The organism is Comamonas thiooxydans (assembly GCF_002157685.2).
GTDB classification, from domain to species: domain Bacteria; phylum Pseudomonadota; class Gammaproteobacteria; order Burkholderiales; family Burkholderiaceae_C; genus Comamonas; species Comamonas testosteroni_H.
This window is the reverse complement of record NZ_AP026738.1, coordinates 789,030-810,827: the sequence shown is the minus strand read 5'-3', so window position 1 is coordinate 810,827 and position 21,798 is coordinate 789,030. Positions and strand designations below refer to the sequence as shown.

The window sequence follows — 21,798 nt, the reverse complement described above, 5'->3', positions numbered from 1 at the left end:
ACTGGTATTGTGCCGACAAGCTCGGCAAAAAGCTCGGGTTAGCCCCAAGTAAACATACATTCGCGAATGTTTCTTCAAGGTCTGGCTTGAATCGCAGAGCATTCACTCCTATTTCAGGAGCATTCAGTGCTTGCTGGGCATGCGCAAACTGCTGTTTTTGCGATATGAAATCACATCAGCAGCTGCGACTTATTTACAACATATTCTGCAGAAACGCCTTGGTGCGCTCGTGCTGAGGCGCCACAAAGAAGGCTTCGGACGGGCCTTGCTCGACGATGTAGCCACCGTCCATGAAGATGACGCGGTTGGCCACCTCCCGCGCAAAACCCATCTCGTGGGTCACGACCAGCATGGTCATGTGCTCCTCGGCCAGCTCGCGCATGGTGCGCAGCACCTCGCCGGTCAGCTCGGGATCCAGCGCCGAGGTCGGCTCGTCGAACAGCAGAATGTCCGGCTCCATGGCCAGCGCACGGGCAATCGCCACGCGCTGCTTCTGACCGCCGGAGAGATGGTTGGGGTAGGCATCGCGCTTGGCGGCCAGCCCCACCTTGGCAAGCAGAGCCTCGGCCTTGGGAATGATGTCTTCGCGCTTCATGCCCTTGACGATGACGGGCGCCTCAATGATGTTTTCCAGCACCGTGAGATGGGGAAACAGATTGAAGGACTGAAACACCATGCCCATCTTGCGGCCGATCTTGCGGATTTCGGCATCGCTCACATACTGAGCCCTGGCCTCACCCTCGGAGCGGGCCAACACCTCGCCTTCGATGCTGATGGTGCCGCGGTCAATCGTCTCCAGGTGGTTGAGGCAGCGCAAAAAGGTGCTCTTGCCCGAGCCGGACGGGCCGATCACGGCGACCACCTCGCCGCGCAGCAGTTCCAGAGAGACACCGCGCAGCACTTCGTTGTTGCCAAAGGCCTTGTGGATGCCCTGGGCGGAAATCATCACGTCAGGCGTCGTACTTGGCATATTTTTTCTCAAGATATTGGAAGCCCCAGGTCAGCACCAGGGTCATGATGAGATAGAAGGCCGCAGCCACGATGAAGGGCGTGAAGCTGAAGTCGCGCTGCACCACGCCACGCGCCACGCGCAGCAGATCGTTGAGTGCCAGCACATAGATCAGCGAGGTGTCCTTGACCAGGGTGATGGTCTCGTTGCTGACGGGCGGCAGGATGCGGGCCCACATCTGGGGCAGCACGATGCGGCGCATGGTCTGGGCATAGGTCATGCCCAGCACCTTGGCGCCCTCGTACTGGCCGCGGTCCACGGACTTGATGCCGGCGCGGAAGATCTCCGCGAAGTAGGCCGCGTAGTTCAGCGCAAACGCCACCACGGCGGCAGGAAAGTCGGGCAGGCGCACACCGATGTAGGGCACAAAGGGCAGCGCGAAGTACACGAACAGCAGCTGCAGCATCAGCGGCGTGCCGCGCATCAGCCAGATATAGGCGCCCACGGCGCTGCTCAGCGGCTTGATGCTGGAGATGCGCATCAGCGCCAGCGCCAGGCCCATGGGAATGGACAGCGCCAGCGTGATGAAGAACAGCTTGAGTGTGACAAGGGCACCAGCCGACATGGGCCCCAGGAGCGAGATTACATAGTCCATCAAATGGCCTTCAGTGTGGCGCTGCAGCTATCGAAAGCCCGCCACAGGCACGGGCGTGCGCAGGAGGAAGTGTTTGCACGCATTGTCGTCGCAAAAAAAACCGGCAATGCCAGGCATTGCCGGTGCAGTACGTCAAAAAGGGATTAGTGCTTGATGACGTCGGCGCCGAACCACTTCTGGGCGATTTCAGCAGCCTTGCCGTCCTTCTTCATTTCGGTCAGCACGTCGTTGACCTTGTTGCGAGTGGCTTCGTCGTCCTTGCGGAAGCCCACACCGTAGTCTTCGGTACCGAAGTCCTCGGCCAGCACCACGTAGTTGTCGGGCTTCTTGTTGACGTAGTAGCGCCCCACCACCTCATCCACCACCACCACATCCAGACGACCGGCTTCCAGGTCCATCATGGCAGCGATGTTGTCGCCGAAGAGCTTGGTTTCCTTGAACTTGTCCGACAGTTCCTTGTCCTTGGTCAGGGCCGTCACGGCGCTGGAGCCTTCCTGGGCACCCACGACCTTGCCGACCATGTCAGCCTTGCTCTTGATGGGCGAGCCGGCCTTCACGATGATGATCTGCTTGTTCACCATGTAGGGGTCGGAGAACAGGATCTTTTCCTTGCGCTCTTCCAGAATGGTCAGGCCGTTCCACAGAGCGTCCACACGCTTGCCCAGCAGCTCGGCTTCCTTGGCGTTCCAGTCGATGGGCTTGAACTCCACTTCGATATTGGCGCGCTTGGCGACTTCACGGGCCATGTCGATGTCGAAACCGACCAGCTCGTTCTTTTCGTCACGGAAACCCATGGGCGGGAAGTTGTCGTCCAGGCCCACCACCAGCTTGGCGGCGGCTGCCGCGGGAGCGGGCGCAGGAGCTGCAGCGGTGTTGCTTGCGGGCTCGTTCTTGCCGCAGGCAGCCAAAATTGCAGTCAGGGCCACCGAGGCCAGCAGGGTACGTTTTTTCATGGCGTCAAAATTTGAAGTGGAAAAAGCGGAGGCAGGGGCTTTGTCTCCCGTCCGGGGCCACCGCAGCCGCCCCGAAGCCGGGCTGCCGCCAGCGCCGAATCCGCTATTGTCGCGCAGACGGGGCAGAACGTCACTCGCCGGTCGCAAAACCATGTGCAAGCTTGCAAAACTCCAGACCATGTCACCACCGTCACCAGACACCAGCCAGCTCCCGCCCGCCTTGCAGCAGGCCTATCGCGACGCGCTCTACCAGGTCGATGCCAGCAAGGGTGCTGTCGCACAGACGCTACGCGTGGGCGAGCGCAATGACTGGCTAGTGCAGCAGTTGGGACGGCAGCCCATCCAGGCCGCCTGCTATCTCACGGCCTGCAATCCCTGGGGACAGATCCTGGAGCCGACTGAAAACGAGCGTCGCATGAGTGATCTGCGCCATGCGCTGGACAGCGAGGGCTGGCAGTATCTGGACGGCTGCGGCCATGACCCGCAAGGCCAGTGGCCCGCCGAGGACAGCGTGCTGATCTGGGGCATGGATGCCGACACGGCCCGGCAATGGGGCCAGCACTGGCAGCAGAACGCCGTGCTCTGGAGCGATGCCGGGGCCCGGCCTCAGCTTTTGTGGCTGCGCTGATTGCTTTTGATAGCAGCTTGCGCTTTCCACTATTGAAAATTCAATACAAAACTACCTGTATCTCATAAAACACTGCCGGTTGCAGCTATCAAAAACAAAAGGCATTCCGAGGAATGCCTTTTGTGGGACGACCCGCTGTGAATGATCAGCGCGGCAGTTCGCTGGCGCCCATCAGGAACTCGTCCACGGCACGGGCCGCTTGGCGGCCTTCGCGAATTGCCCACACGACCAGCGACTGGCCGCGGCGGATGTCGCCAGCGGCGAACACCTTGGGCACGCTGGTGACATAGCCGCCGATGAAGTCGGTGCTGGCCTTGGCGTTGCCGCGGGCATCCTTGTCGACGCCAAAGGCTTCGAGCACGGTGGCCACCGGGTTCACAAAGCCCATGGCCAGCAGCACCAGATCGGCAGGCCAGACCTTTTCGGTGCCGGGCACTTCGGTCAGCTTGCCGTCCTTGAACTCGACCTGCACGGTGGTCAGGCTCTTGACCTTGCCCTTTTCGCCGGTGAATTCCTTGGTGGAGATGGCGAACTCGCGCGTCACGCCTTCGTCGTGGCTGGAGGAGGTACGCAGCTTGATCGGCCAGTAAGGCCAGACCAGGGGCTTGTTCTCCTGCTCGGGCGGCATGGGCATGACCTCGAACTGGGTCACGCTCTTGGCGCCATGGCGGTTGGAGGTACCCACGCAGTCGGAGCCGGTGTCGCCACCGCCGATGACGATGACATGCTTGCCGTCGGCACGGATCTGGCCCTTGAGCTTGTCGCCCGCGTTGACCTTGTTCTGCTGGGGCAGGAACTCCATCGCGAAGTGCACGCCTTCCAGATCGCGGCCGGGCACGGGCAGATCACGCGACTGCTCGGAGCCGCCGGTCAGCAGCACCGCGTCGAACTCGGCATCGAGCTGCTCGGGGCTGATGGTTTCCTTGGCCCAGTTGGTGACCTTGGAATCCTTGCCCAGACCGTCCTTGCCGGCAATCAGCACGCCGGTGCGGATCTTCAGGCCTTCGGCCACCATCTGCTCGACACGGCGGTCGATCAGGCCCTTGTCCAGCTTGAAGTCGGGGATGCCGTAGCGCAGCAGGCCGCCCACGCGGTCGTTCTTCTCGAACAGCGTCACGTCGTGGCCGGCACGCACCAGTTGCTGGGCCGCTGCCATGCCCGCAGGGCCGGCACCGACCACGGCCACCTTCTTGCCGGTCTTGTGCTTGGACGGCAGGGGCTTGACCCAGCCTTCGCTCCAGGCGCGGTCGATGATGGAGTGCTCGATGGACTTGATGCCGATGGCGTCGCCATTGATATTGGCCACGCAGGCAGCTTCGCAGGGTGCGGGGCAGATGCGGCCCGTGAACTCGGGGAAGTTGTTGGTGCTGTGCAGCGTGGTGATGGCATTCTTCCAGTCACCCTGGTACACGAGGTCGTTGAAGTCCGGAATGATGTTGTTGACCGGGCAGCCGTTGTTGCAGAACGGCGTGCCGCAGTCCATGCAGCGTGCAGCCTGCACCTTGGCCTGATCGGTGGTCAGGCCGATGACGAATTCCTTGTAGTGCTTGAGACGTTCCGCAACGGGGGCATAGCCCTCTTCGATGCGCTCGTATTCCATGAAGCCGGTGGTCTTTCCCATGATCTTTAATCCTTGAAATCTGTGTTCGCTTGCAGTGCGGTGGCCGCCTGGCCGCCACCGCTTCGAGCCATGTTTACTTGGCGGCTACTGCTTCTTTTTGAGGAGCTGCTGGCGCTTTCGCAGCTTGCTTTTCCTTCTGTTTGCGTTCAAAGATCTCGCCGAGTGCACGCTGGTACTCGGTCGGGAACACCTTGACAAACTTGGCACGCGCTGCGGCCCAGTTGTCCAGCAGATCACGGGCACGCTTGGAACCCGTCCAGCGGCTGTGAGCCTCCACCATATTGCGCAGCTGCTGATCGTCGCTCTGGCCACGGTGCCAGATGCCGGGATCGACGCGCGAGACAAACTCGTCGTGCGGCAGCACCTTTTCCAGCTTCACCGAAGCGGTGTTGCAACGCTCGGCAAACTTGCCGTCCTCGTCATAGACATAGGCCACGCCGCCGCTCATGCCGGCAGCGAAGTTGCGGCCGGTCTTGCCCAGCACGACCACGGTACCGCCGGTCATGTATTCGCAGCCGTGGTCACCCACGCCTTCGACCACGGCCATGGCGCCGGACAGACGCACGGCAAAGCGCTCGCCGGCCACGCCGCTGAAGAAGGCTTCACCGCTGGTGGCGCCGAACATCACGGTGTTGCCCACGATGGTGTTGGTCGTCGTCGAGCCACGGAACTCATGGCTGGGATGCACCACCACACGGCCGCCGGACAGGCCCTTGCCGGTGTAGTCGTTGGCTTCGCCGCTGAGGTTCAGCGTGATGCCGTTGCACAGGAAGGCACCGAAGGACTGGCCGCCCGTACCTTCGAAGTGGATGCGGATGGTGTCGTCTGGCAGGCCTTCGGCGTGATGCTTGGTCACCGCGCCCGAGAGCATGGCACCGACGGAGCGGTTGACGTTGCGCGCCACTTCCATGATGCGCACCTTCTCGCCGTTTTCGATGGCTGGCTTGCAGCGCTCGATGAGCTTGACGTCCAGCGCCTTGTCCAGCAGGTGATCCTGGCTTTCCACGTGATAGCGGGCCACGTCGGCAGGCACTTCGGGCTGGGCGAACAGACGGCTGAAGTCCAGGCCCTGAGCCTTCCAGTGCTCGATGCCCTTGCGGGTGTCGAGCAGGTCGGAGCGGCCGATCAGGTCGTCGAACTTGGCGATACCCAGCTGGGCCATGATCTGGCGCACTTCTTCGGCGATGAAGAAGAAATAGTTCACCACATGCTCGGGCTTGCCGGTGAACTTGGCACGCAGCACGGGGTCTTGCGTAGCCACGCCCACGGGGCAGGTGTTGAGGTGGCACTTGCGCATCATGATGCAGCCTTCAACCACCAGCGGAGCCGTGGCGAAGCCGAACTCGTCGGCACCCAGCAGAGCGCCGATGATCACGTCGCGGCCGGTCTTCATCTGGCCGTCGGCCTGCACACGCACACGGCCGCGCAGACGGTTCAGCACCAGGGTCTGCTGGGTCTCGGCCAGGCCGATTTCCCAGGGACCGCCGGCATGCTTGATGGAGGACCAGGGCGAGGCGCCGGTGCCGCCGTCGTGCCCTGCGATCACCAGGTGATCGCTCTTGCACTTGGTCACGCCTGCGGCGATCGTGCCCACACCGACCTCGGACACCAGCTTGGTGCTGATGCTGGCATGCGGAGCCACGTTCTTCAGATCGTGGATCAGCTGTGCCAGGTCTTCGATCGAGTAGATGTCGTGGTGCGGAGGAGGCGAGATCAGGCCCACACCGGGCACCGAGTGACGCAGTGCCCCGATGTAGTCGGAGACCTTGCCACCGGGCAGCTGACCGCCTTCACCGGGCTTGGCACCCTGGGCCATCTTGATCTGGATCTGGTCCGAAGAGGCCAGATATTCGGCAGTCACGCCGAAACGACCGGACGCGACCTGCTTGATCTTGGAGCGCAGCGAGTCGCCGGCCTGCAGTTCGATATCGGACTCGACCTTGTCCTTGCCGATGATGGAAGCCAGGGTTTCGCCCTTGCTGATGGGGATGCCCTTCAACTCGTTGCGATAGCGCTTGGGATCTTCGCCGCCTTCGCCGGTGTTGCTCTTGCCGCCGATGCGGTTCATGGCCACGGCCAGCGTGGCATGGGCTTCGGTGGAGATGGAGCCCAGCGACATGGCACCCGTGGCAAAGCGCTTGACGATTTCCTTGGCCGACTCGACCTGGTCCACGGGAATCGCCTTGGTGGGATCGAACTTGAACTCGAACAGGCCGCGCAGCGTCATGTGGCGCTTGGTCTGATCGTTGATCAGCTGGGCGTATTCCTTGTAGGTGCTGAAGTTGTTGGCACGCGTGGAGTGCTGCAGCTTGGCGATCACGTCAGGCGTCCACATATGCTCTTCGCCACGGGCACGCCAGGCGTACTCGCCGCCGGCATCCAGCATGGTTTCCAGCACGGGGTCGTCGCTGAAGGCAGCCTCGTGGTTGCGGATGGTTTCCTCGGCAATCTCGAAGACGCCGATACCTTCCACACGGCTGGCCGTGCCCGTGAAGTACTTGTCCACGGTCTCGCTGTTCAGGCCCACGGCTTCGAACAGCTGGGCGCCGCAGTAGGACATATAGGTGGACACGCCCATCTTGGACATGATCTTGGACAGACCCTTGCCGATGGCCTTCACATAGTGATAGATAGCCTTGTCGGCAGTGATGGGCGCAGCTTCGCGGCTGAAGATGTCGACCAGGGTCTCCATCGCCAGATAGGGGTGCACGGCTTCCGCGCCATAGCCGGCCAGCACGGCGAAGTGATGCACTTCGCGGGCGGTGCCGGTTTCCACCACCAGACCGGCGGTGGTGCGCAGACCTTCACGCACCAGATGCTGGTGGATGGCGGACAGCGCCAGCAGCGCGGGGATGGCCACTTGCGTGGCGCTCATGTTGCGGTCGCTGATGATCAGGATGTTGGCACCGCCCTTGATCTCATCCACGGCATGGGCGCACAGCGAGGCCAGCTTGGCTTCCACGCCCTGCTTGCCCCAGGACAGCGGGTAGGTGATGTCGATCGTCGAGCTCTTGAACTTGCCGTTGGTGCGCTTTTCGATATCACGCAGCCTGGCCATGCCTTCGAAGTCGAGCACGGGCTGCTGCAACTCCAGGCGCATGGGCGGGTTGACTTGGTTGATGTCCAGCAGGTTGGGCTTGGGACCCACGAACGACACCAGCGACATCACGATCGCTTCGCGGATCGGGTCGATGGGAGGGTTCGTCACCTGGGCGAACATCTGGCGGAAGTAGTTGTACAGCGGCTTGTTCTTGTCGGACAGCACGGCCAGCGGGCTGTCGTTGCCCATGGAGCCAATGCCTTCCTCGCCCTTCTCGGCCATGGGGGTCAGCAGGAACTTGATGTCCTCCTGCGTGAAGCCGAAGGCTTGCTGGCGGTCCAGCAGGGACAGCTCGGTCTTGGCTGCGGGCGCCTTGAAGTCGGCGGGGATTTCCACCTCGTCGAGCTTGATGCGCAGGTTCTCGATCCACTGCTTGTAGGGCTTGGTGTTGACGACGTTGGCCTTGAGCTCTTCGTCTTCGATCATGCGACCCTGCTCCAGGTCGATCAGCAGCATCTTGCCGGGCTGCAGGCGCCACTTGCGCACGATCTTGCTATCGGGAACGGGCAGCACGCCGGCTTCGGAAGCCAGGATCACCATATCGTCATCGGTGATGCAGTAGCGCGAGGGACGCAGACCGTTGCGGTCCAGCGTGGCGCCGATCTGGCGGCCATCGGTGAACACGATGGAGGCGGGACCGTCCCAGGGCTCGATCATCGCAGCGTGGTATTCATAGAAGGCGCGGCGGCGCTCGTCCATGGCTTCGTGCTGCTCCCAGGGCTCGGGAATCATCATCATCACGGCCTGGCTGATGGGATAGCCGGCCATGGTCAGCAGTTCCAGGCAGTTGTCGAAGGTGGCGGTGTCGGACTGGCCGGCAAAGCTGATGGGATAGAGCTTTTGCAGGTCTTCGCCCAGCACGGGAGAGGCCATCACGCCTTCGCGCGCTAGCATCCAGTTGTAGTTGCCGCGCACGGTGTTGATTTCACCGTTGTGGGCCACGTAGCGGTAGGGGTGAGCCAGAGGCCACTCGGGGAAGGTGTTGGTGGAGAAACGCTGGTGCACCAGACCAATGGCCGAGACGCAGCGCTCGTCAGCCAGATCACGGTAGTACACACCCACCTGATCGGCCAGCAGCAGGCCCTTGTAGACCACGGTGCGGCTGCTCATGCTGGGAACGTAGTATTCCTTGCTGTGCTTGAGGCCCAGGTTCTGGATGGCGGCCGAGGCCGTCTTGCGGATCACGTACAGCTTGCGCTCCAGCGCGTCCTGCACGATGACGTCGGCACCACGGCCGATGAAGACCTGGCGCAGGATGGGCTCCTTTTCCTGCACGGTGGGCGACATGGGCATGTCGCGGTTCACCGGCACATCGCGCCAGCCCAGCAGCACCTGGCCTTCGGCCTTGATTGCGCGCTCCATCTCCTGCTGGCAAGCCAGACGAGAGGCATGCTCCTTGGGCAGGAAGATCATGCCCACGCCATATTCGCCGGCAGGAGGCAGTGCCACGCCCTGCTTGGCCATTTCTTCGCGGTAGAGCTGATCGGGGATCTGGATCAGGATACCGGCGCCGTCGCCCATCAGGGGGTCTGCGCCCACCGCGCCGCGATGGTCGATGTTTTCGAGGATCTTCAGTGCCCCCAGCACAATGTCATGGCGCTTCTGGCCCTTGATATGGGCCACAAAGCCCAGACCGCAGGCATCGTGCTCGTTGCTCTTGGAGTACAGACCGTGGTCCTGGAGATACTTGATCTCGGCAGCAGTCGTCATGGGGGAATCCTCTTATATCAATCGCGGGGAACGCAAGATTACGACAGGACATGAAGTTATGCAATAAGTTTTAATTAGGGTCAGATTCCAATTAATTCCCAACTTTTTTTATTTGCATTTAATTAGGGACATATAAAAATAGCGCAAAGCCACCCAATAAAAACAAGGAGTTGGAAAAGCTGCCTAGTCCTCGTGCACCGAAGCTGTGCGTGCCGCAGGCCTGCCTGCCTTCTGCCGCTTCACGCGCCTCTCGGTTTTTTGTTGCAAATTTTCAATGAAATCGGGCTCGCCCAGAGCCCAGCCACGCAGTGCGGCATGGCTGATCTGCGCCTGGGTATCGGCATCCAGACCGGCCTCCACGGCCCTGACATAAGCAGCATCTCTGGCAAACGGCGTGTTGCCCAGGGCCCAGAAAAGCGCATGCGGGCTGATGAGCGCATCGCTTTGCAGGCCTGCGTTGTGCGCATAGCTGGACCAGGGCCAGTCCACCGCGCGCTGCACCAGCCCGTCACGCACGGGATTCAGATCCATGGAGACCATGGTGGCCATCAGCCATTGCTCGGCCTGCAGCACGGTGCATCGGTAGCGCCCCTCCCACAAGGTACCGGTACGTCCATGCCGGTTGTTGAAGTAACGCACATAGCTGCGCCCCACGGCCTGCATGAACTGGGGCACGCCCTGCTCCGTCCTGGGCGTCAGCAGCAGATGGAAGTGATTGGGCATGAGCACATAGGCATGCACATCGACCTCGAAGCGCCGCGCCATCTCCCGCATCAGATCCAGCATGACCAGGCGGTCCTGCGCGTCCACAAAGATCTCGCCGCTGTTGTTGCCACGCTGGATGATGTGGTGCGGCATGTTTGCCAGCGTGAGACGGGGAAGACGGGCCATGGAGCGGACTTGGACAGGGGCGACAGGGAAGGCGTTTCAGCCATTATGAAGCGTCGCGCCAGGGCCGACGCCTCCTCAGGCGGCAGACATCACAGATGCATGCGACCCGAAGCACTCAGCAACTGGCTGATGTGGCGCGTGGCGGCCAGCAGTTGAGGCAGCAGCCGCTCGCGCATCATCTGCTCGCTGGTGCGGTTGGCCTGGCCACTGATATTGAGCGCCGCCACCGTCTGGCCGCGCGCATTGCGTATGGGGGCGGCAATCGAGATCAGGCCCTCCTCCAGCTCCTGGTTGAGCAGGGCCCAGCCCTGCTCGCGCACGCGGGCGATCTCGGCATACAGCTCGTCGTCGCCGTTCAGCGTGTGGCGCGTGAAGGCACGCTGCTCGCGCCGGGCCATCAGCGCCCGCAGCTCATCGGGGGGCAGCGCCGCCAGCAGCACCCGGCCCATGGATGTCCAGAAGGCAGGCAGTCGCGAGCCCACGCCCAGATTGGTGCTCATGATCTTGTGCGTGTGCACGCGCAGCACATAGACCACATCCAGACCTTCAAGAACGGCAGCCGAGCACGACTCCTTGACCTCGTCCACCAACGCCTCCATGGCCGGCTCGGCCAGATTCCACAGCGGCGTGGAGCTCAGATAGGCAAAGCCCAGATCCAGGATGCGCGGCGTGAGCGCGTAGTGCTTGCCATCGCTGCGTACATAGCCCAGCGTCTGCAGCGTCAGCAGGATGCGCCTTGCACCGGCACGCGTCAGACCCGTGGCGGCAGCCACCTCGCTGAGCGTCTGTTCCGGCGCCCTGGCGCTGAACGAACGTATGACTTCCAGCCCCCGCGCAAAGGACTGCACATAGCTGTCACCGGGCTTGAGCGGGGCCGCCTCGCCCTCGACAGGGGTTTTCCCTGATGTGGTTTTTACAGTCTCCATTTTCATCATCCTTTTCTACAATTCTTTTAGCGAACAAATGTTCTATATACGAACATTTTAGCGCCAATGGCGCAAGTCTTTGTATAGAAAATTGGAGACCCCCATGATCAACAAGATCGCCGACTCGGTCGCTCAGGCCCTGTCCGGCATTCAAGACGGCTCCACCGTGCTCATTGGCGGCTTCGGCACCTCGGGCATTCCCGGCGAGCTGATCGACGGCCTGATCGCCCAGGGTGCACGCGAGCTCACCGTGGTCAACAACAATGCCGGCAATGGCGACACCGGCCTGGCCGCCCTGCTCAAGACCGGCCAGGTGCGCAAGATCATCTGCAGCTTCCCGCGCCAGGTGGACAGCTGGGTCTTCGACGAGCTGTACCGCAGCGGCAAGATCGAGCTCGAACTGGTGGCCCAGGGCAATCTGGCCGAACGCATGCGCGCAGCCGCTGCAGGCATAGGCGCTTTCTTCTGCCCCACGGCCTACGGCACCGAACTCGCAAAAGGCAAGGAAACGCGCGAGATCAACGGCAAGCACTATGTGCTGGAGCACCCCATCCATGGCGATGTGGCCCTGATCAAGGCCGAAAAAGGCGACCGCTGGGGCAACCTGACCTACCGCATGTCGGCGCGCAACTTCGGCCCCGTGATGGCTTCGGCCGCCAGGTTCACCGTGGCCACCGTGCATGAGATCGTGGAACTCGGCCAGCTTGATCCCGAATCCGTGGTCACCCCAGGCATCTATGTGAGCCAGGTGGTGAAGATCGAGCGCGTGGCCACCCAGGCCGGCGGCTTCAAGAAGGCGGCCTGAGCCAAGGTCCAGCAAGGAGATACAAGCGTGAGCTATCAAAAACGAAGCAAGGACGAACTGGCCCTGCGCGTGGCCCAGGACATTCATGACGGTGCCTATGTGAATCTGGGCATAGGTCAGCCTACCCTGGTGGCCAACCACATTCCCGCAGGACGCGAAATCGTGCTGCAAAGCGAAAACGGCATTCTGGGCATGGGCCCGGCACCAGCGGCCGGCTCCGAAGACTACGACCTGACCAATGCCGGCAAGCAGCCCGTGACCCTGCTGCCCGGCGGCAGCTATTTCCACCACGCCGACAGCTTCGCCATGATGCGCGGCGGCCACCTGGACATCTGCGTGCTCGGAGCCTTCCAGGTTTCGGCCACGGGCGATCTGGCCAACTGGAGCACAGGCGAGCCCGGCGCCATTCCCGCCGTGGGCGGAGCCATGGACCTGGCCATTGGTGCCAAGCAGACCTGGGTGATGATGGATCTGCTCACCAAAAAGGGCGAGAGCAAGGTCGTGGCCCAGTGCAGCTACCCGCTGACCGGCCTGGGCTGCGTCAAACGCATCTACACCGATCTGTGCACCCTGGCCTGCTGCCCCGAGGGGCTGCGCCTGATCGACAAGGTCGAAGGCCTGGAGCACGCCGAGCTCGAACGCATCGTGGGCCTGCCCATCGCGGCCTGAACGGCCCTTAGGCCAACCCGGCCTAGACCCCAAGCTCAATTTTTATAACGGAGACATGTCATGAGCAACCAGAACCAAGCCTTTATCTGCGACGCCATCCGCACCCCCTTCGGTCGCTACGGCGGCGCGCTGTCCAGCGTGCGCACCGATGATCTGGGCGCCCTGCCCATCAAGGCGCTGATGCAGCGCAACCCCGACGTGGACTGGACCGCCGTGGCCGATGTGCTCTACGGCTGCGCCAACCAAGCCGGCGAGGACAACCGCAACGTGGCGCGCATGTCGTCGCTGCTGGCCGGCCTGCCGATCGATGTACCGGGCGCCACCATCAACCGCCTGTGCGGCTCGGGCCTGGACGCTGTCGGCACGGCCGCGCGTGCCATCAAGTCCAGTGAAGCACGCCTGATGATCGCCGGCGGCGTGGAGAGCATGAGCCGCGCGCCCTTCGTCATGCCCAAGGCCGAGTCCGCCTTCAGCCGCAGCAATGCCGTCTACGACACCACCATCGGCTGGCGCTTTGTCAACAAGCTGATGAAAGCCCAGTACGGCGTGGACTCCATGCCCGAGACCGCCGAAAACGTGGCCGACGACTTCGGGATCGAACGCGAAGCCCAGGACCGCATGGCCCTGGCCAGCCAGGAAAAGGCCGCGGCCGCGATTGCCGCCGGCCATCTGGCACGCGAGATCGTGCCCGTCTCCATCGCCCAGAAAAAGGGCGACCCCATCGTCGTCAGCCAGGATGAGCACCCCCGCGCCACCACCATCGAGGCCCTGGCCAGACTCAAGGGCGTGGTACGCCCTGACGGCACGGTCACGGCCGGCAACGCCAGCGGCGTCAACGACGGTGCCTGCGCCCTGCTGCTGGCCAACGAGGAAGCCGCCAAGCAGTACGGCCTGGTGCCGCGTGCCCGTGTGGTCGGCATGGCCGTGGCCGGCGTCGCGCCGCGCATCATGGGCTTTGGTCCGGCTCCCGCCGTGCGCAAGGTGCTGGCCCAGACCGGGCTGACTCTTGAGCAGATGGATGTCATCGAGCTCAACGAAGCCTTTGCCGCACAAGGCCTGGCCGTGCTGCGCGATCTGGGCATTGCCGACGACGACCGCCGCGTCAACCAGTGGGGCGGTGCCATCGCCCTGGGCCATCCCCTGGGTGCGTCGGGCGCTCGTCTTGCCACCACGGCCGTGAACCAGCTGCATGCCCTGGGTGGCCGCTATGCGCTGTGCACCATGTGCATCGGCGTGGGCCAGGGCATTGCCGTGGTGCTCGAACGCGTCTGATCCGACTGCGGCAGGGACCGGCCAAGCCCAGCCTGCTGCCGCCCCCTGCCTCTTACACCCAAACAACGACCGCTGGCGTGCACCTTCTCTCGGAGGTGTGCCACCGCGGCAGCCCGCGCCCCGGCCTTTGGCCGGCGGTGTCTTGCCTTTTTCCGGAGACCTCAATGTCCAATTCCCTTTCCCTGTCTCGCCGCCGCAGCCTGCAGACCCTGGCAGCAAGCGCCCTGTTCGCTCTGGGCGCTGCTCCCTCCATGGCCCAGACGCCCTATCCCAGCAAGCCCATCACCATGATCGTGCCCTTCTCGGCCGGCGGCACGACCGACATCCTGGCGCGCGTGGTGGGTCAGGCTCTGAGCACCGAACTGGGCCAGAGCATCATCATCGACAACCGTCCCGGCGCGGGCGGCAATATCGGCGGCCAGGCGGCCGCACGGGCGGCCGGTGACGGCTACACCCTGTTCATGGGAACGGTGGGCACGCACGCCATCAACGAAGCCCTGTACAAGAAGATGCCTTTCGATCCGGTCAAGGACTTTGCTCCGCTGACCCGCGTCGCCAATGTGCCCAATCTGCTGGTGGCCCACCCCAGCCAGCCCTTCAAGACCGTCAAGGAAATGATGGCCTACGCCAAGGCCAATCCCGGCAAGCTGAATTTCGGCTCCTCGGGCTCGGGCAGCTCCATTCACCTGTCGGGCGAGCTGTTCAAGTCCATGACCCATCTGGACATGGTGCATGTGCCCTACAAGGGCAGCGCGCCGGCCATCACCGATCTGCTGGGCAACCAGATCGCCATCATGTTCGACAACATGCCCTCGGCCATCCAGCATGTGCGCTCGGGCAAGCTGCGCCCCATCGCCGTGACCACGGCCAAGCGCTCGCCCGAGCTGCCCGATGTGCCCACGGTGGCCGAAGCCGGCGTGCCCGGCTATGAAGCCACTTCCTGGTTCGGTCTCTTCGTGCCTGTCAAGACACCGGCCGACATCCAGCAAAAGCTGCATGCCGCCATTGCCAAGGTGCTCAAAGATCCCGCCGTGATCAAGAAGATCAACGACCAGGGCGGCGAAGTCGTGATCGACACCCAGGAAGGCTTTGCCAAGTTCATCGACGCCGAAGCCAAGAAGTGGGGCAAGGTCGTCAAGGACTCCGGCGCCAGCGTCTGACCCCCTCAGGTGCCGGCCTGTCCCGGCCGCCCCCGGCTCCAGAACCGGCACTGCCGGCGCATGCCGGTGGTTGCTGTTGCCCTGACTGCCCCGGACCCACGCCTATCGCAACCGCCCCGTTTTCCGTCTGAAAGTTATTGCCATGTCTTCCCAGAGCGCCTCCCTTACTGACCGCCCTCGCGTGTTGATCACCGGTGGCGGAGCCGGCATCGGCGCCGCCGCTGCCGAGCGCTGCCGCGCCGACGGCTACGAGCCCATCATCATCGACCGTGTGGTCGATCACGTTCCCGGCGGCATACAGGCCGACCTCAGCGATGTCGAGGACACGGCCCGCGCCCTGCGTCAGGCTCTGGAAACAGGCCCCATCACGCGCCTGATCAACAACGTGGGCGTGGTCGTCCCCAACGACGCCGCCTCGCAGACCCTGGCCGAGTTCGACCTGGCCGTCTCGCTGAACCTGCGCTGCGCCTTCCAGTGCATGCAGGCCCTGCTGCCCGGCATGAAGCAAGCGGGGTTCGGGCGCATCGTCAATATGTCCTCGCGTGCCGCGCTGGGCAAGGACTTGCGCACAGCCTATGCGGCCACCAAGGCCGGTCTGATCGGCATGACCCGCGTCTGGGCGCTGGAGCTGGGCCAATGGGGCATCACGGCCAACGCCATCGGCCCCGGCCCGATACGCACCGAGCTGTTCGACAAGGCCAATCCGCCCGACGCTCCGCGCACGCAGAAGATCATCGCTTCCGTACCCGTCAAGCGGGTGGGCACTCCCGAGGATGTGGCCCATGCCGTGTCCTACATGCTCGACGAGCGCAGTGGCTTTGTGACCGGGCAGGTGCTCTATGTCTGCGGCGGCATGACCGTGGGCGTCGCCTCGGTGTAAGCGGCTCGATACGAGCTGTTGCACGGGCAAGCCAAGTCCCCAAGCCGCAGATGCATCACCCTCGTCTGGCGCGCCCCCTGCAAGCTAGCGGGATCTGGATGCTTTCTTAATTCTGATAGCTGAAAGCACCTTCCCCATAATGATTTCAATGTGTTTTATGCTTGAAAACATTTATGGAGAAGCGACAGAAGCTCTCAATAAGAGAGCCCTCTTGCCTGGCATTTCGACGCGCACAGGCCGCGCCTTTGCAGACCCTCAGGTATAGCGCTTGGCGCGCAGATTGTTCTTCATCTGCTCCAGCGCCGGCTGAAGTGCCGGCCCGATGCGCAAAGCCACACAGGTCGCCAGCACATCAATGATGAGCAGGTGCAGCAGCCGCGAGACCATGGGGCTGTAGCGGTCGTACCCTTCGGGATGATCGGCCGCCAGGTGCACCTGGCAAGCCGAGGCCAAAGGGGAGCCGCTGGCCGTGATGGCTATCGTGGTGGCCCCGTTCTTGCGGGCGATATCCGCCGCATCCATCAGATCTCGCGTGCGCCCGGAGTTCGAGATGATGACCACGCAATCGCCCGGCCCCAGCAAGGTGGCGCTCATGACCTGCATATGGCCATCGCTGGTGGCCAGACTGGTCACACCGAGGCGGAAAAACTTGTGCTGGGCATCCAGCGCCACGATGCCCGAGTTCCCGGCGCCGTAAAACTCGATGCGCTTGCCCGTCTGCCAGGTCGCTGCAATCGCCTGCGCAGCCTGCTCTATGGCCGCCGTGCTGGCTGCATTGCGGTACTGCAGAAAAGCGGCAACCGCGTTGTCCACCACCTTGACCATGACATCGCTGGTCTTGTCATCGCTGTCCACACTGCGATGGATGAAGGGCACGCCTTCGCTGACGCTGCCCGCGAGCTTGAGCTTGAAGTCCGCCAGGCCGTCATAGCCCATGCTGCGGCAAAAGCGCACCACCGTGGGTTTGCTGACATGTGCCCGCACTGCCAGCTCTCGCACCGGCAGATGCGCGAAGGCCCGTGGATCGGCCAGTACCAGGCGTGCAACACGCTGCTCTGCAGGCGCCAGGGACGGAAGGGAGGCAGTAATCCGATCAAGCATATTGGCGCGGATGAGGTGGAGGCAATGAATGAGTGCAGAAAAAAGCGAGCATAAGACCGAAGCGCCTCATGCCTCGCAAAATGGCCGCAAAACTTGAATATTTCCGCAAATAAATAGGCGAGCGCGCATATTCAGCAGGGTTTGCCTTGATACATCATCAAACAGAGTATCTGCAAGCTCATTCTCAATCAGGAATTCACGCTCTACACTTGCTGGTTAGTTTGAAACACAGCAAAGGATGGACATGAATCAGTTGGAGGCGCTCAAGCAATTCACGACCGTGGTCGCGGACACCGGTGATTTTCATCAATTGGCGCAGTTTCAACCGCAAGATGCCACCACCAATCCATCCCTGATTCTCAAAGCGGTTCAAAAGACCGAATATGCGCCGCTGATGCGCGCCACCGTGGCGCAATTCAAAGACAGAGGGCTGGACGAAATCATGGACCGGACGCTGGTGCGCTTCGGCTGCGAGATTCTGAGCACCATACCTGGTCGTGTCTCCACCGAGGTTGATGCCCGCCTGTCTTTCGACACCGTGGCCACGGTCACGCGCGCCGAGCGACTGATCGAGCTGTATCAGGCCGCCGGCATCCACACCGAGCGCGTGCTCATCAAGATCGCCGCCACCTGGGAAGGAATTGAAGCGGCTCGCATTCTCGAGCAGCGCGGCATTCACACCAATCTGACGCTGCTGTTCTCCTTCTGCCAGGCGGTTGCCTGCGGCCAGGCCAAGGTCCAGCTGATCTCGCCCTTTGTGGGCCGCATCTACGACTGGTACAAGAAACAAGCCGGCACGCAATGGGATGAGGCCGCCATGGCCGGCGCCAATGATCCAGGCGTGCGCTCCGTACAGAAAATCTACGACTATTACAAGCACTTCGATGTTTCCACCGAGGTCATGGGTGCAAGCTTTCGTAATACCGGCCAGATTCTGGCTCTGGCGGGCTGCGATCTGCTTACCATTGCACCTGAGCTGCTGGCTCAGCTCCGCACACAGCAGGACGACGTCATGCCTTTGGCCCGCGCCCTGGACCCGAACAAGGCCAGAGCCCAGCCGCAGGAACGCGTTCTGTATGACCAGGCCTCGTTTCGCTTTGCGCTGAACGAAGATGCCATGGCCACCGAAAAGCTGGCCGAGGGCATTCGCGCTTTCACCGCAGACACCCTGAAGCTGGAAGCATTGATGCAGCAAGCGGCTGCAGATTGACGGAAATTTCCTTTGACGCCTCTTTGTCACGAGCTGCCTGCCTGGCAGGCTTTGCAAACCCATTACCGGTCGCAGATCCAGCATCTGGATTTGCGCCAGGCTTTTGCACAAGACCCACAACGTCTTGATGCCCTGAGCATGCAGGCACCGCATGTCTTCGCCGATCTGTCGAAGAACCTCTGGACTAGCGAGACCGAGGCCTTACTGAGACAGCTTGCGGCCGAGAGCCAGCTCGCTCGCAAACGCGATGCCATGCTGGCCGGCGCAGCCATCAATACCAGCGAGCATCGCAGCGCGATGCACTGGCTGCTGCGCACTCCTGCAGACGGCGGGCAGCTCGCCCAGTCCTCCGTGCTTCGGTCCTGGCCCCAGGACATGCATTCGGCGCTGCGTGAAGTTCACGACACACTGGATAGCATGCTCGCCCTGGCCGATCAGATCAGGAGCAGCAAGCAGATCACCGATATCGTCAATATCGGCATCGGCGGCTCGCACCTGGGTCCGGAAGTCGTGGTCAATGCCCTTGAGGACTGGATAGACCAGGACAAGAACTTTCACTTTGTATCCAACGTGGACGGTCACGAGTTGGGACATGTGCTGCGCCGGGTCAAACCGGAAAGCACGCTGTTTCTGATTGCCTCCAAATCCTTCACCACGGCCGAGACCATGCTGAATGCTCGCTCGGCCAGGCAGTGGTTTCTCGATCATGGGGGCAGCGCAGATCCGCAGGCCCCATGCTCGATCGACCGCCACTTCGTGGCCCTCACCACCAATACACAGGCGGCTGCAGAGTTCGGCATACAGCGCACGCTTGGCTTCTGGGACTGGGTGGGTGGACGCTTTTCGCTGTGGTCCGCCATCGGCTTGCCTATCGCCATCGCCATAGGTTCAGAACAGTTCAGGGCTCTGCTGAACGGCGCTCATGCGATGGACGCCCACTTTTTCACGGCGCCCATGGAGAACAATCTCCCTGTGCGCCTGGGCCTGCTGGACGTCTGGTATCGCAATTTCTGCCACTTCTCCAGCCGCTGCATCGCCCCATACAGCCATGGCCTGCGCCGCCTGACGGCCTATCTGCAGCAGCTGGAGATGGAGAGCAATGGCAAAAGCACCAACAAGAATGGCACTCGGCTCTCAGCTCCCACGGCACCGGTGATCTGGGGCGAGCCCGGCACCAATGGGCAGCATGCTTTTTTCCAGATGCTGCATCAGGGACGCGATGTCATACCGGTCGAATTCATCGCCCTGCGCGACGGAGGCAAATACCTGGGCGAGCACCATCAAAGCCTGGTGGTCAACGCGATTGCCCAGGCCCAGGCGCTGATGGTGGGGCGCTGTGGAGAAGGTCTGGAGAAAGACTGCCCCGGCAATCGCCCAAGCAGTTTCTTGATGCTTGAAAGACTGGATCCAGCCTCTTTGGGCGCCTTGATTGCGCTGTATGAACATCGCATTTTTGTCTCTGGCGCCATCTGGGACATCAACAGCTTCGACCAGTGGGGTGTGGAACTGGGCAAGAAGCTGGCAAAGCAGCTGCATTCCCGCCAGAACCACAATGACTGGGCAGGAGTGGATGCGTCAACGCAGGAGCTGATGAAGCGCCTGATGGAAGGTCACTGAGCACACAAGCAGGGCCCGGCAGCGCTCATGCTTCAAGCCTGCTCAGACCGCGCTGGTTTCCGGCAAATGGGGATAGCGCACGCCAGCCAGGCCTTCCAGTCCAAACTCGGCGAGCAGCTGACGCAGGCGTTGCGCCGCACTGCGCTTTTTCTGCCCCGTGTACCGGGCCACGATCAATTCGTTTTTCATGCTGTGTTCCCAGCCCACCAGCTCGGTGACCGTGACCTGGTAGCCGCAAGCCTCCAGGTACAGACAGCGCAGCACATTGGTAATCTGACTTCCCATCTCGCGCGTGTGGATCGGGTGACGCCACAACTCGGCCAGCGGAGTGCGCGCCAGGCTCATGGCCTTGGTCTGGCGCAGGCATGCCGCCACCTCGGCCTGGCAGCAAGGCACCAGCACCATGGCCCTGGCCTGCTTTTCCAGCCCGAAGGCTATCGCATCATCGGTCGCCGTGTCGCAGGCGTGCAAGGCCGTGACCACATCGAACTGCGAAGGCATGAAGTCTGCTCGCGTGGACTCGGCCACCGACATATTGAGAAACTCCATGCGCTCGAAGCCAAGTTCAGCCGCCAGCTTCTGAGACGCCTCTACCAGCGGTGCACGCGTCTCGATACCGAAAATCCGGCCCTGAGCCAAGGCCTTGAAATACAGGTCGTAAAGAATGAACCCCAGATAGGACTTGCCCGCACCATGGTCAGCCAATGTCACGGTATGCCCATCCTTGGACAGCTCTGTCAGCAAAGGCTCGATGAACTGATAGAGGTGATAGACCTGCTTGAGTTTGCGGCGCGAATCCTGGTTGAGCTTTCCCTCGCGCGTCAGAATATGCAGGGCCTTGAGCAGCTCAAGGCTCTGGCCGGGCTTGAGCCCCAGTTGCTCGGCGATATCAGGTGCCCCTGCTTTGGCGGGCTTTTGCAGGCTCTGCTTCTTATCGGTCTTGCCCATCACTTCTCTGCCTTCGTCTGACCATGGCCGGTCACGGGGCAGCGGGCCCCGACATCCAGGTCCAGCCAACCTTCGATGCCGATCTTTTCCAGCGTTTCCATATTGCGCTCGTATATCGTTTCGGCTTCCGGAAACACCTCCACAGCCTTGTCGATGCTGTCTTCGCGCAGCAAGTGCAATATGGGATAGGGAGCACGATTGGTGCAGTTGGTAACGTCGTCCACATCCGTGCCCTCAAACTGAAATTGAGGATGAAACGAGGCGACCTGCAAAATACCGCCCAGATCCAGCTCCTCGATCATGGCATCCGCGATTTCAAGAAAGTCATTGAAGTCCAGAAAATCCTGCAGGGCATGGGGCAGTATCAGCAGCGTGGTGTCGCGTTTTTCTGCGTTGGCTTCAGCCAGAGCCTCAAGCTCGCGATGCAGAGCCTCGGCAACAGCCTCCGCATCGGTCGCATCGCTGACGGCGTAGTGGATCTGAGCTTTGACATGCACGCCTTTGGCGAAAGGGCATAGGTTGAGACCTATCACGGCCTTTTCCAGCCAGCGCACGGTATCCGCAATCACAAGCTCCGGCGGGAAAGCCTGATCGGCGATGGTTGAAGTTTCGGTCATGACAGGGCCCTCCAAAATGCAAACGGGGGCCATCGCCCCCAAAGAATGCGCACTGGGCGGGAAATATTCCGGCTCTAGATACACAG

Annotated in this window: 18 protein-coding genes; 8 read left to right on the top strand and 10 right to left on the bottom strand. The window is 62.1% G+C overall.

The window, feature by feature from the left end; all coding sequences use genetic code 11:
• Positions 1–193: 193 nt before the first annotated feature.
• From CTR2_RS03640 to CTR2_RS03630, 3 genes are all read right to left on the bottom strand, one after another.
• Positions 194–970 (bottom strand): amino acid ABC transporter ATP-binding protein, encoded by a 777-nt coding sequence (locus tag CTR2_RS03640; RefSeq protein WP_269476157.1) that lies wholly within the window; start codon positions 968–970, stop codon positions 194–196.
• Positions 951–1,604 (bottom strand): amino acid ABC transporter permease, encoded by a 654-nt coding sequence (locus CTR2_RS03635; RefSeq protein ID WP_003058677.1) that lies wholly within the window; start codon positions 1,602–1,604, stop codon positions 951–953. The genes CTR2_RS03640 and CTR2_RS03635 overlap by 20 nt, the downstream gene beginning before the upstream one ends.
• 143 nt (positions 1,605–1,747) lie before the next feature.
• Positions 1,748–2,557 (bottom strand): amino acid ABC transporter substrate-binding protein, encoded by an 810-nt coding sequence (locus CTR2_RS03630; RefSeq protein ID WP_087085041.1) that lies wholly within the window; start codon positions 2,555–2,557, stop codon positions 1,748–1,750.
• A 178-nt stretch (positions 2,558–2,735) separates the two neighbouring features.
• Between CTR2_RS03630 and CTR2_RS03625 the strand changes: the two genes are divergently transcribed.
• Positions 2,736–3,185 carry a DUF3293 domain-containing protein gene (locus tag CTR2_RS03625; protein WP_087085042.1) on the top strand — a complete coding sequence of 150 codons (450 nt, stop codon included), beginning with the start codon at positions 2,736–2,738 and terminating at the stop codon, positions 3,183–3,185.
• 145 nt (positions 3,186–3,330) lie between these two features.
• Here the strand turns inward: CTR2_RS03625 and CTR2_RS03620 are convergent, their stop codons facing one another.
• The 4 genes from CTR2_RS03620 to CTR2_RS03605 form a co-directional block, all read right to left on the bottom strand.
• Positions 3,331–4,806 carry a glutamate synthase subunit beta gene (locus CTR2_RS03620; protein WP_087085043.1) on the bottom strand — a complete coding sequence of 492 codons (1,476 nt, stop codon included), beginning with the start codon at positions 4,804–4,806 and terminating at the stop codon, positions 3,331–3,333.
• Between the two features lie 73 nt (positions 4,807–4,879).
• A complete protein-coding gene (locus CTR2_RS03615; protein WP_087085044.1) occupies positions 4,880–9,616 on the bottom strand; it encodes a glutamate synthase-related protein in 4,737 nt (1,578 codons plus the stop codon).
• A gap of 183 nt (positions 9,617–9,799) precedes the next feature.
• A complete protein-coding gene (locus tag CTR2_RS03610) occupies positions 9,800–10,507 on the bottom strand; it encodes a transposase (RefSeq protein WP_003062049.1) in 708 nt (235 codons plus the stop codon).
• A gap of 89 nt (positions 10,508–10,596) precedes the next feature.
• Complete coding sequence (locus CTR2_RS03605) at positions 10,597–11,433, bottom strand: IclR family transcriptional regulator domain-containing protein (protein ID WP_087085045.1); 837 nt, start codon at positions 11,431–11,433, stop codon at positions 10,597–10,599.
• Between the two features lie 103 nt (positions 11,434–11,536).
• Here CTR2_RS03605 and CTR2_RS03600 point away from each other — a divergent pair, with 103 nt between their 5' ends.
• The 5 genes from CTR2_RS03600 to CTR2_RS03580 all read left to right on the top strand — a co-directional run bounded on the left by CTR2_RS03600 (position 11,537) and on the right by CTR2_RS03580 (position 16,219).
• Positions 11,537–12,238 carry a 3-oxoacid CoA-transferase subunit A gene (locus CTR2_RS03600; RefSeq protein ID WP_034357433.1) on the top strand — a complete coding sequence of 234 codons (702 nt, stop codon included), beginning with the start codon at positions 11,537–11,539 and terminating at the stop codon, positions 12,236–12,238.
• 27 nt (positions 12,239–12,265) lie between these two features.
• Positions 12,266–12,907, top strand: coding sequence for a 3-oxoacid CoA-transferase subunit B (locus CTR2_RS03595; RefSeq protein WP_087085046.1), 642 nt, complete (start codon positions 12,266–12,268; stop codon positions 12,905–12,907).
• 60 nt (positions 12,908–12,967) lie between these two features.
• A complete protein-coding gene (gene pcaF, locus CTR2_RS03590; RefSeq protein WP_087085047.1) occupies positions 12,968–14,179 on the top strand; it encodes a 3-oxoadipyl-CoA thiolase in 1,212 nt (403 codons plus the stop codon).
• Between the two features lie 164 nt (positions 14,180–14,343).
• Positions 14,344–15,339, top strand: a complete 996-nt coding sequence (locus tag CTR2_RS03585; RefSeq protein ID WP_034381559.1) for a Bug family tripartite tricarboxylate transporter substrate binding protein — start codon at positions 14,344–14,346, stop codon at positions 15,337–15,339.
• A 142-nt stretch (positions 15,340–15,481) separates the two neighbouring features.
• A complete protein-coding gene (locus CTR2_RS03580; RefSeq protein ID WP_087085048.1) occupies positions 15,482–16,219 on the top strand; it encodes an SDR family oxidoreductase in 738 nt (245 codons plus the stop codon).
• Positions 16,220–16,474: 255 nt separating this feature from the next.
• Here CTR2_RS03580 and CTR2_RS03575 read toward each other — a convergent pair whose 3' ends face one another.
• Positions 16,475–17,320 (bottom strand): SIS domain-containing protein, encoded by an 846-nt coding sequence (locus tag CTR2_RS03575; protein WP_003058703.1) that lies wholly within the window; start codon positions 17,318–17,320, stop codon positions 16,475–16,477.
• Positions 17,321–17,564: 244 nt separating this feature from the next.
• Between CTR2_RS03575 and tal the strand changes: the two genes are divergently transcribed.
• Both tal and pgi read left to right on the top strand, forming a co-directional pair.
• A complete protein-coding gene (tal, locus tag CTR2_RS03570) occupies positions 17,565–18,530 on the top strand; it encodes a transaldolase (protein ID WP_087085252.1) in 966 nt (321 codons plus the stop codon).
• A 12-nt stretch (positions 18,531–18,542) separates the two neighbouring features.
• Positions 18,543–20,147, top strand: coding sequence for a glucose-6-phosphate isomerase (gene pgi, locus CTR2_RS03565; RefSeq protein ID WP_087085049.1), 1,605 nt, complete (start codon positions 18,543–18,545; stop codon positions 20,145–20,147).
• Between the two features lie 42 nt (positions 20,148–20,189).
• Here pgi and CTR2_RS03560 read toward each other — a convergent pair whose 3' ends face one another.
• The gene (locus CTR2_RS03560) at positions 20,190–21,095 is read right to left on the bottom strand and encodes a class I SAM-dependent methyltransferase (RefSeq protein ID WP_087085050.1); all 906 of its coding nucleotides are present in this window, start codon (positions 21,093–21,095) and stop codon (positions 20,190–20,192) included.
• Positions 21,095–21,712 carry a DUF1415 domain-containing protein gene (locus CTR2_RS03555; protein ID WP_087085051.1) on the bottom strand — a complete coding sequence of 206 codons (618 nt, stop codon included), beginning with the start codon at positions 21,710–21,712 and terminating at the stop codon, positions 21,095–21,097. Before CTR2_RS03555 ends, CTR2_RS03560 begins: the two co-directional genes overlap by 1 nt.
• Positions 21,713–21,798 lie beyond the last annotated feature (86 nt).